The following is a 9307-nucleotide window of genomic DNA, read 5'->3' as shown; positions in this document are numbered from 1 at the left end:
CCCTGCCTCCGACTTGTGAGTTAGCCTTTTAGCGCCTGAAACTTCGCAATCGCTTCCTTTCTACTTTCCTTCAGATCCACAATTGGCCGTGGATAACCCTTCGGAATAACACCACCCCTACCGGGATCATGGATGCGTTTGTCGTCCAGCTTCCGCAATTCTGGAACCCATTCACGAATAAACTCCCCCTTCGGATCGAACCGTTCACTTTGGGTCACCGGGTTGAACACCCGGAAATAGGGGGCGGCGTCGGTGCCGGTGGAGGCGCTCCATTGCCAGCCGCCATTGTTGGAGGCCAGGAAGCCGTCTACCAGCTTGGACATGAAGTAAGCCTCGCCGAGGCGCCAGTCGATGAACAGGTTCTTGGTCAGGAACATGGCGGTGATCATGCGTAGGCGGTTGTGCATCCAGCCGGTCTGGTTGAGTTGGCGCATGGCGGCGTCGACGATGGGGATGCCGGTGTGGCCGGTTTTCCAGGCTTCGAAGTGTTCCCCCGGGGTGTTCCAGCTGAGGTTTTCGGTTTCGGGTTTGAACGCCCGGTGCATGCTGACCCGTGGGTAGTGGTAGAGGATATGGATGTAGAAGTCCCGCCACGCGATTTCGTTAACCCAGGTGCTCAGGCCTTCCTGGTTGCCGCCTGCACCCTGGGCCTGGCGGGCGGCGATCAGGCATTGGCGCCCGGACAGCACGCCGTTGGCGAGGTAGGGCGAGAGTTGGCTGGTGCCGTCGATGGCGGGGAAATCCCTTTGTTCCTTGTAGTTGCCTCCCCGTTCGCTGAGAAAAGCGTCGAGCTGGTCGTGGGCGGCGTTCTCGCCGGTTTTGACCAGGGCCGGAGGGGCGTCGGCGAAGCCGGCCGGGATGGCGTCGAGTTGTTGCGGTTTTACTGCATCGCCCTGTGGCGCGGGAACCGGGAAGACGGTCGGGTTGCTTTCTTCGATCCAGGTGCGCCAGCGGCGGGAGAAGGGGGTGAAAACGGAATAGGGTTCCTGCTGCTGGGTCAGTATTGCTCCGACCGGGGCTACGGTCTGGTCCCGGTATTTGTTCGCCTTGATGTCGCAGGCCGTCAGTTGTTCCCTGGCCGTCTTGTCCCGTCGGCGTTCGTTGATGCCGTATTCCTCGTTGAAGTGCACGGTGGTGATGTCGTTTTCGCGGCAGTGACGGGTCAGCGATTCGATGCTGTCGCTGAACTGGTGTGCTTCTAGGAAGGTCAGGGGGATGCCCAGCTTCGCGAGTTCCCTGGCCAGGGCGTTGGCGTGGGCGATGACGAAATGGACCCGGGCAGGGGACCAGTCGTGCTCCTGCCATTGTTGCGGTGTCACGATAAAGCAGGCTTTGACCGGGCCTCCGGCCTTGCAGGCGGCGGTCAGTGCCGGGTTGTCGGCCAGGCGGAGGTCGTTGCGGAACCAGACAAGTTGGGTCATCAAACTTCCTGTCAGAGGGTGGCGGTAAAGCGGGTAAGGGTAATTACCATCGCTCTGGATGAGTAAATATCATGATCAGGATATTCGCTGGAAGGCATTGATTGGATTATAGTTAAATCTGTTTTTTCGCCAGAATGTTCAGGATGCCAATGGCCGATAAAAAAGAAGAATCCGCGCCGCCGCGTGATGGGATCTGGGCTCGCCCCTATACCCTGGAATCCGGGCAGACCCAGTTTCATGAGCTCAGCCAGACGCGCCTCTGGGTCACCCGGCTTGATCTTGAGTGGCAGATTCGATCGGAAACCGTCAGAAAAGATGTCGACCCCATGCGCTGGACTGAACAGACCAGCCATGTATTGCCGGGCAGCGGTGTTCCGTTACAGCGGTTTGTACGGCCGGATGACAGTAATGAAGTGGTGTTTCTACCTGCGCTGGCTAGCCTCCCCACGGTGATCCGGCCCTATCAGCCGTTAACGATTCCCGCCGGTAGCGAGTGTGTGATCTATGTTGGTACGGTGGTGTGGATGCAGATCTGCGTTGGCCGACAGCGTACCCAACTGACAGAGCTGGCGCTGGCGGAGCCTTCGCAGACCTGGGTCGGGAAAAATACCATGGAAGGGGAGTTGTGTTATTCGGCCCCCAGCTATGCCCGCCTGGTTCTTGAGGCGGTACCCAAGCGCCCCTGGCGAGCTATTACTCCGGTGAAAATCGTGAACCGCCGCTCCGAACCGCTGTTGCTGGAGCGTTTTAGCCTGCCGACGCCGTTGCTGTCGTTGCACCAGAACGAACGGGGACAGCTGTGGACGCCGGGAGTGAAGGTTGTCTGTGAAACCGAAATGAATTCCGCCAGCCTGAATGTGGATCGGACGCTGTTCGCGGCGGCCGGTACCTGCAAACTGGTGTCACCAGCGCGTGAGAAAGGCGGCCGCGGGCGACTGATACGAACGTTCGACAGAATGTTCGGATAAGAATGCGAGTGCCAACAATGGAGCCAGTGGTTTGATCGAGGAAATGGAAAGCAGTCTGGTGGAGGTGGCCAGTGGTTTGCCCTGGATGCAGTGGCTCAGCGCCGCGTTCCTGCTGATTCTGGGCATTGTCCTGGGGTCCCTGGCGGCACGGAGCGTTTCCCGCGTCATGCAGGCAAGAACATCGCGACACCATACGGTGATGTTCCGCCGTCTGGTGTTCTATATTGTGGTTGCCCTGTTTGCCATGGCAGCACTTCGGGAGGCGGGATTTTCGCTGGATGTGCTTCTCGGGGCTGCGGGTATCCTGACGGTGGCCATTGGCTTTGCTTCCCAGACCTCGGCCTCGAACATGATCAGCGGGCTTTTCCTGTTGGTGGAGCGGCCCTTTGAAATCGGTGATTTTATTGAAGTGGATGCCACCCTTGGGGAGGTCGTCGGCATTGATATGCTGAGTGTGAAACTGAGAACCACCGATAACCTGTATGTACGGATTCCCAATGAGACCCTGATCAAGACCCGGGTGGTGAACCGTTCCCGGTTTCCGATTCGCCGTCTCGACCTGACGGTGGGTATTGCCTACGCTGAAGATGTGGAGAAGGTCGAAGCACTGCTTCTGGAGCTGGCCGGGCGTAATCCGGCCTGCCTGGAGGAGCCGCGACCGTTTGTGCTGGTCACGTCATTCGGACCGTCCTCCGTTGACCTGCAGTTTTCGTTCTGGGTACCGAAAGAGCGGGTACTGGAAAGCCGCAGTAGCATGATGGTGGACATCAAGAAGACTCTGGACCGAAAAGGAATCGAGATTCCGTTTCCCCATACCAGTATTTATGCCGGAAGCCATTCCGCCCCCTTCCGGGTGGAACTGCTGCGACCGGAGAGAGCGACCCATAAGGAACTGCCGGATGCCGACGAAAACGGATAAACCCACAAAACCTGTCACGTACCCGACGCTTGAGGGCAGGATCAACCTTGGCTGGCGGGAGTGGGTGGCGTTGCCCGACCTGGATATTCCCCGGCTCAAGGTGAAAGTGGACACCGGGGCCCGCACGTCCTGTCTGCATACTTTTCGCGTTGAGCCGTACGATGGTGACGGTGAGCGTCGCGTGCGTTTCTGGGTGCACCCGGTCCAGAACAACCTTCACCACGTAGTGGAATGTGATGCGGCCGTACTGGATGAACGCTCAGTATCGGATTCCGGTGGCCACCGGGAGCTGAGGCTGGTGATCGAGACCCGTCTGGTGATCGGTGATGCCGTGTGGCCCATCGAAATGACATTGACCAACCGGGACTCCATGCGGTTCCGGATGTTGCTGGGGCGTACCGCCATGGCGAGGCGCTCCGTTATATATCCTGAAGCTTCCTACCTTGCCGGTGAACCGGCCCTAAGGACGATCAAATGAAGATAGCGATTCTGTCGCGTAACCGTCACCTGTACTCCACTCGTCGTCTGGTCGAGGAAGGTATCAATCGGGGGCATGAAGTGCGGGTTATCGACTGCCTTCACTGCTCCATGAACATCACATCGTCCAATCCCCAGATCCACTACCACGAAGAGGTGCTGGAGAATTTTGACGTGGTGGTGCCGCGAATTGGTGCTTCGGTCACTTTCTACGGCACGGCGGTCTTGCGGCAGTTTGAAATGATGGGGGTATTTCCCGTCAACGAGTCTGTGGCCATTACCCGGTCCCGGGACAAGCTGCGCTCGCTCCAGCTGCTGGCCCGCAAGGGCGTGGGCATGCCGGTGACCGGTTTTGCCAACAAGCCGGACAACGTGCCCGAACTGCTGAAGATGGTGGGTGGCGCGCCGGTGGTGATTAAGCTGTTGCAGGGTACCCAAGGCATTGGCGTGGTGCTGGCGGAAACCCGCAAGGCCGCAGAAAGCGTGATTGAGGCTTTCATGGGCCTGAAAGCGGACATTCTGGTGCAGGAATTCATCAAGGAAGCTGGCGGTGCCGATATCCGCTGTTTCGTTATTGGTGACAAGGTTATTGCGGCCATGAAACGCCAGGGCGCAGACGGGGAATTCCGTTCCAACCTGCATCGAGGCGGCACCGCCTCGCTGATTCGCATTACCCCGGAAGAGCGTCGCACCGCAATAACCGCCGCCAAGGCCATGGGCCTGAATGTGGCCGGCGTGGACCTGTTGCGCTCCAGTCGCGGCCCTCTGGTGATGGAGGTGAACTCGTCACCGGGGCTGGAAGGCATCGAGAATGCCACCGGCAAGAACGTCGCGGGGATGATCGTTAACTGGATTGAGAAAAATCAGAAACCCTGGAAAACCCGCACCAAAGGGAGAGGTTGAGATGGCCAGAGCGCCATTTGTCATCGCCGGTACCGAGATCAAGGCGGGCACGCGCCAAACTGTGGAAGTGCCGGTTGCCAAGTTGTATACCCACACACCGCTGCACATTCCGGTGGAGGTGATTCATGGTCGCCGGGACGGGCCAGTGTTGATGGTCTGTGGCGCCATCCACGGGGATGAAATCAACGGCGTGGAGATTGTCCGTCGGGTGCTGACCAATTCGGCACTGCGACACCTGCGGGGTACCCTGCTGGCCGTGCCCATTGTCAATATTTTCGGGTTCGTGCAACGCACTCGCTACCTGCCTGACCGGCGAGACCTGAACCGGTGTTTCCCGGGCAGTGAGAGCGGTTCCCTGGGGGGGCGTATTGCCTATCTGTTGCGCACCCAGATCATGGAACATGTCACTCATATCATCGATCTGCACACCGGGGCGATTCACCGGTTCAACCTGCCGCAGATTCGCGCCGAGCTGAAGAATCCGGAAACCATCCGCATGGCGGAAGCCTTCGGTGCACCGATTATCATCAACGCCAGCCTGCGGGAAGGCAGCTTGCGGGCCTATGCGGATTCCCTGGATATACCTGTCGTGACCTTTGAGGGGGGAGAAGCCCTGAGGTTTGATAACGTGGTTATCACCAGTGGCGTGAAAGGGGTCATCCGGGTGATGCGGGAATTGGAAATGGTGCCCGCCAAGAAAAGCCCGAAAGCTCCCAGAAAGCGTTCTGAGACCGCTGCCAACTCCCTATGGGTGCGTGCGGACATTGATGGCATCATGCGCCCCGTGGCCCACCTTGGCCAGAAAGTCCGCAAGGGGCAGAAACTGGCCATGGTGGCGGACCCGTTCGGTGAAACCGAGGCGGCAGTGCTGTCCCCGGTTTCCGGCATTGTGATTTGCGTGAACAATCTGCCGCTGGTGAACGAAGGCGAAGCCATTTATCACATCGCCCGTTTTGACGAGCTGGGCGAGGCTGAGAAAGCGATGAACTATTTTCGCAGCTCCTATGAAGCGGAAGTGGGTGAGGCTGTGGTGCCAGTCCATCCATGGGACGAGCAGCAGAAGTAACCCGCGGGACAATCAGGAAGATTTGCGACGGTCTGTTATTGATCCGCGTCCTGAAAGGTCTCGCGGATTTCCAGCACCTCATCCAGATTGTCCATCAACGCGTTGGCGCAATCCGGATCAATCCGCTGGCCGGAAAGGGATCTGATTTCGTCCAGCGATTGTTCAACGGTCCATGCTTCCTTGTATGGACGACGGCTGGTCAGTGCATCGAAAATATCCGCCACGGTGACAATTCTGGCTTCCAGGGGAATGTCCTTGCCCGCTAATCCATCTGGATAACCGGAGCCATCAAAGGCTTCGTGGTGGTGGGCGATGATGTTCAACAGCATTGTGGTGTGCTGGATGTCTCCCATGCGGTAGTTGCGGAGCAGTTTTTCTGCCATGGCCTTACCTTTGGAAGTGTGAGTTTTCATAACCTCAAACTCTGCCTTTGTCAGCTTCCCGGGCTTGAAGAGGATGCTATCCGGAATGGCGACTTTACCGATATCGTGTAGTGGCGCGAACAGGTAGACGTATTCGGGAAACTGATCATCGTTTGCGCTGGCGGAGACGACGTGACGTGCGATGACTCTGGCGTAACGGGACATACGCTGGAGATGGGCGCCGGTTTCCGGGTCCCGCGAATAAGTAAGATCCAGTGCAGATTGAACGGTGGAGAGTAGAGTTCGAACCAGGCTGAAGGAATTGAATATAAGCAATGCTATCAGGTCCGCCACCAGGTTCAGCTGACTGATGCAGGCGGGATCGAACGCGTTCTCTTGCTCGGCGTTGAAGAAGATGAAGCCGAGTAATTCGTCGTCAAAGAACAGTGGCAGCGTATAGCTCCCCCGGTACCCGGCCTGATAGATCTTCTGGGCATGGACGTGTGAGCTGTTTCTGAAAACAGACAAGTCCTGTTCGAGCCTTGCACCTCTGGACTGGGCCAGCAGGCTGAGAGAGTGGCAACTGGACAGGGTTGACTGATAGTGATTTAAGGGCGTTTCCTTGCCACTGTAGGTAAAGGTTCTGACCTTGTCGGTGGCTTTGTCGTATAACGCTATGGAAACTCGTGTTATCTGCGGGTGCAGATCCCTGACAACCTGATGCAAATGCACCAGTTTCTCTGCGAGCGAGTCAGACTGGTTGAGAGGTAAGCGTCCGGCCATCACACCTTGTCAGTAATAGCCGGCTTCCAGTTGTGAGGCAATAGCTCATCGATGGCGTTGTTCTTCTGCATCGGGAGACGGGTCAGCACATCCTTCAGATAGGCATACGGATCATGTCCGTTCAGCTTCGCCGACTGGATCAGAGTCATGATGGCAGCCGCACGCTGACCACTGCGCAGTGATCCCGCGAACAACCAGTTGGAGCGGCCCAGCGCCCAGGGCCGGATCTGGTTTTCCACCCAGTTGTTGTCGATGGGCACAGCACCATCGTCCAGGTAGCGCGTCAGCGCTGCCCAGCGTTTGAGGCTGTAATCCAACGCTTTGGCCGTGCCGGAACCATCCGGCACTTTCTGGCGATGCGCCAGCATCCACTGATGCAGCGCATCAGCAATCGGCTTGGCTTTTGTTTCCCGGATTTCCTGCCGCTTGTCCGGTGGCAGGTCTTTGGTGTCCCGCTCGATTTCGTAGAGCCTTCCGATGTACTCCAGCGCCTTAGCGGCTAGCTCGCTCTTGTTGGCTTCGTGCAGATCGTAGAACTTGCGCCGGGCGTGGGCCATGCAACCGATCTCGATGATGCCGTTGCCGAACCCGGCCTTGTAACCAGCGTAATCATCACAGACCAGCTTGCCCTGCCAGTCACCCAGGAAGGTGCGGGCGTGTTCGCCTGCACGGCTGGGCGCGAAGTCATAAACGGTGGCTTTCAGGTCCGAGAACGGTGTGGTGCAGTAAGCCCAGACGTAGGCCTTGTGGGTTTTCTTCTTGCCCGGGGCCAGCATGCTGACCGGGGTTTCATCGGCATGCAGAACGCTGTGGTCCAGCAGGGTGTTTCTCAGCGCATCCACCAGGGGCTGTAACTGCACACCGCAGGCACCGACCCATTCGGCCAGGGTGGAGCGCGGAATTTCGAGGCCGGCGCGACCGAAGATGCGTTCCTGACGGTACAGCGGTAGATGATCGGCGTACTTGGCCACCAGGACCTGAGCCAGCAGACCAGCGGTGGGAATGCCCTTGTCGATCACCTGCGGTGGCACCGGTGCCTGGACCAGGGTCTCGCAACTGTCACAGACCCACTTGCCCCGGATGTGGCGTTCCACCGTGAACTCGCCCGGAACGTAGTCCAGCTTTTCGCTGACGTCTTCGCCGATGCGCTTGAGCTGGCAGCCGCAGCGGCACTGAGTGTTTTCGGGCTCGTGGTGGATCAGGGTGCGGGGCAGTTCCGGCGGCAGCGGGGTGCGCTTGGGCTTTTGCTTTGGCCGGGCAGCTTTCTGCTCCTCGGTCATCGCCTGTTCCAGCTCGACTTCGATAGCCGCCAGGTCGCTGTCGATCAGTTCATCCAGCAGTCGTCCCTGGACGGCGTCCAGTTGCTCGCTGCGCCGGGCATACTTATGGCGCTTGAGGATGGCCACTTCGTGAGTCAGCTTCTCGATGACCGCATCACGGTGCACCAGGGCCCGCTCCTTGTTCTCGACACGATCGAACAGTTCCGTGGCAAGAGCACGGAGCTGATCGGCAGAGAGTTGGTCGAGATCGGGGCGCTGAGTCATGCCCGTCAGTATGCCAAGTCCATGTGCCGCAAGCGATTCGCGGTTCTGGCTATGGCGATATCACTCAGCTTATGGTTACAGAATGGAGATCACGCCTTCAGCGCCAAGGCGTTGCCAGGGCAGGCCCTGAACCAGAGCGGATAACTGTTCCTCAGTCAGGCGCAGTTGGTCACCGCGCCAGGCTTCGCCCCAGTGGAACTTGCCCCGATTCAGCCGGCGAGCACAGAGCCAGATGCCCAGGCCATCGTGGATCAAGACCTTCATCCGGTTGCCCCGTTTGTTGGCAAACAGGTAGGCGCAATGCGGCCTGGCAGAACCGAAGACCTGAATAACCCGAGCCAGCGCTTTGTCTGGCCCGGCTCGCATGTCCAGCGGCTCAGTGGCCAGCCAGATCTCGTCAATGCGGATCATCCCAGCAGATCCCGCAACAGGGCGGCACACTGGTGGGCCTGCTCCGCAGGCCACTCCACCACCACCGCACCACCGGCGCGGGGAATCTCGATGCGGATGGTGCTACGCTTATCCGAGACCGATTGGTTGCCCGGTGCAGAGGTTGCAGCAGGCAGATTAACCGGAACAAATCCCGGTGTTGCTGGTGTTTTATCCGCTCGCTGCGCTTCACTCATCCAGCGCCGGACCATGTTGGCGTTGAGACCGTTATCCAGTGAAATCCGGGAAACGGAGGCCCCGGGTTCCAGGCATTTGGCGACAATCTCGGCTTTGAATTCGCGGGAAAACCGGCGACGGCGTTGGTAGGGCTTGGTTACGCTTAATTCGTTCATGTTAAGTGTCCACTAGAAAATAAGTGGACACTATCCTGACGTTGGCAGCGCCGTGCTCAAGATGGGATCACCGGACGCTTAC

10 protein-coding genes are annotated in these 9307 nt (G+C 58.5%); 5 read left to right on the top strand and 5 right to left on the bottom strand.

Annotation, left to right across the window (positions count from 1 at the left end; all coding sequences use genetic code 11):
- Positions 1-20: 20 nt before the first annotated feature.
- Positions 21-1421, bottom strand: coding sequence for a deoxyribodipyrimidine photo-lyase (gene phrB / locus ACJO3M_RS03980; RefSeq protein WP_406999897.1), 1401 nt, complete (start codon positions 1419-1421; stop codon positions 21-23).
- Between the two features lie 149 nt (positions 1422-1570).
- On the opposite strand from phrB, the gene ACJO3M_RS03975 reads away from it, so the two are divergent.
- Genes ACJO3M_RS03975 through ACJO3M_RS03955 form a run of 5 tightly spaced genes read left to right on the top strand, consistent with a single transcriptional unit; the run spans position 1571 to position 5754 of the window.
- Positions 1571-2389 carry a DUF432 domain-containing protein gene (locus tag ACJO3M_RS03975; protein ID WP_406999895.1) on the top strand — a complete coding sequence of 273 codons (819 nt, stop codon included), beginning with the start codon at positions 1571-1573 and terminating at the stop codon, positions 2387-2389.
- Between the two features lie 31 nt (positions 2390-2420).
- The gene (locus ACJO3M_RS03970; protein WP_406999893.1) at positions 2421-3308 is read left to right on the top strand and encodes a mechanosensitive ion channel family protein; all 888 of its coding nucleotides are present in this window, start codon (positions 2421-2423) and stop codon (positions 3306-3308) included.
- Complete coding sequence (locus tag ACJO3M_RS03965; RefSeq protein ID WP_406986273.1) at positions 3289-3786, top strand: ATP-dependent zinc protease family protein; 498 nt, start codon at positions 3289-3291, stop codon at positions 3784-3786. The genes ACJO3M_RS03970 and ACJO3M_RS03965 overlap by 20 nt, the downstream gene beginning before the upstream one ends.
- A complete protein-coding gene (gene rimK / locus ACJO3M_RS03960) occupies positions 3783-4688 on the top strand; it encodes a 30S ribosomal protein S6--L-glutamate ligase (RefSeq protein ID WP_406999891.1) in 906 nt (301 codons plus the stop codon). The genes ACJO3M_RS03965 and rimK overlap by 4 nt, the downstream gene beginning before the upstream one ends.
- Position 4689: 1 nt before the next feature.
- The gene (locus ACJO3M_RS03955; RefSeq protein ID WP_406999890.1) at positions 4690-5754 is read left to right on the top strand and encodes a succinylglutamate desuccinylase/aspartoacylase family protein; all 1065 of its coding nucleotides are present in this window, start codon (positions 4690-4692) and stop codon (positions 5752-5754) included.
- 35 nt (positions 5755-5789) lie between these two features.
- Here ACJO3M_RS03955 and ACJO3M_RS03950 read toward each other — a convergent pair whose 3' ends face one another.
- The 4 genes from ACJO3M_RS03950 to tnpA all read right to left on the bottom strand — a co-directional run bounded on the left by ACJO3M_RS03950 (position 5790) and on the right by tnpA (position 9225).
- Positions 5790-6899, bottom strand: a complete 1110-nt coding sequence (locus ACJO3M_RS03950) for an HD domain-containing phosphohydrolase (protein WP_406999888.1) — start codon at positions 6897-6899, stop codon at positions 5790-5792.
- Positions 6899-8443, bottom strand: coding sequence for an IS66 family transposase (tnpC, locus tag ACJO3M_RS03945; RefSeq protein ID WP_406999692.1), 1545 nt, complete (start codon positions 8441-8443; stop codon positions 6899-6901). The genes ACJO3M_RS03950 and tnpC overlap by 1 nt, the downstream gene beginning before the upstream one ends.
- A gap of 75 nt (positions 8444-8518) precedes the next feature.
- The gene (gene tnpB / locus ACJO3M_RS03940; RefSeq protein ID WP_406999690.1) at positions 8519-8854 is read right to left on the bottom strand and encodes an IS66 family insertion sequence element accessory protein TnpB; all 336 of its coding nucleotides are present in this window, start codon (positions 8852-8854) and stop codon (positions 8519-8521) included.
- Positions 8851-9225, bottom strand: coding sequence for an IS66-like element accessory protein TnpA (gene tnpA, locus ACJO3M_RS03935; RefSeq protein ID WP_406999688.1), 375 nt, complete (start codon positions 9223-9225; stop codon positions 8851-8853). The genes tnpB and tnpA overlap by 4 nt, the downstream gene beginning before the upstream one ends.
- Positions 9226-9307 lie beyond the last annotated feature (82 nt).

The organism is Marinobacter alkalisoli, assembly GCF_045449795.1.
Classification (GTDB): domain Bacteria; phylum Pseudomonadota; class Gammaproteobacteria; order Pseudomonadales; family Oleiphilaceae; genus Marinobacter.
This window is presented reverse-complemented; position numbering and strand designations above follow the sequence as displayed.

Excerpts from the sequence above, each read along its gene's own strand:
- ACJO3M_RS03955 (WP_406999890.1), top strand. The coding sequence starts at position 4,690 with ATGGCCAGAGCGCCATTTGTCATCGCCGGTACCGAGATCAAGGCGGGC.
- tnpB (WP_406999690.1), bottom strand. The coding sequence starts at position 8,854 with ATGATCCGCATTGACGAGATCTGGCTGGCCACTGAGCCGCTGGACATG.
- tnpC (WP_406999692.1), bottom strand. The coding sequence starts at position 8,443 with ATGACTCAGCGCCCCGATCTCGACCAACTCTCTGCCGATCAGCTCCGT.
- ACJO3M_RS03950 (WP_406999888.1), bottom strand. The coding sequence starts at position 6,899 with ATGGCCGGACGCTTACCTCTCAACCAGTCTGACTCGCTCGCAGAGAAA.
- tnpA (WP_406999688.1), bottom strand. The coding sequence starts at position 9,225 with ATGAACGAATTAAGCGTAACCAAGCCCTACCAACGCCGTCGCCGGTTT.
- rimK (WP_406999891.1), top strand. The coding sequence starts at position 3,783 with ATGAAGATAGCGATTCTGTCGCGTAACCGTCACCTGTACTCCACTCGT.
- ACJO3M_RS03965 (WP_406986273.1), top strand. The coding sequence starts at position 3,289 with ATGCCGACGAAAACGGATAAACCCACAAAACCTGTCACGTACCCGACG.
- phrB (WP_406999897.1), bottom strand. The coding sequence starts at position 1,421 with ATGACCCAACTTGTCTGGTTCCGCAACGACCTCCGCCTGGCCGACAAC.
- ACJO3M_RS03975 (WP_406999895.1), top strand. The coding sequence starts at position 1,571 with ATGGCCGATAAAAAAGAAGAATCCGCGCCGCCGCGTGATGGGATCTGG.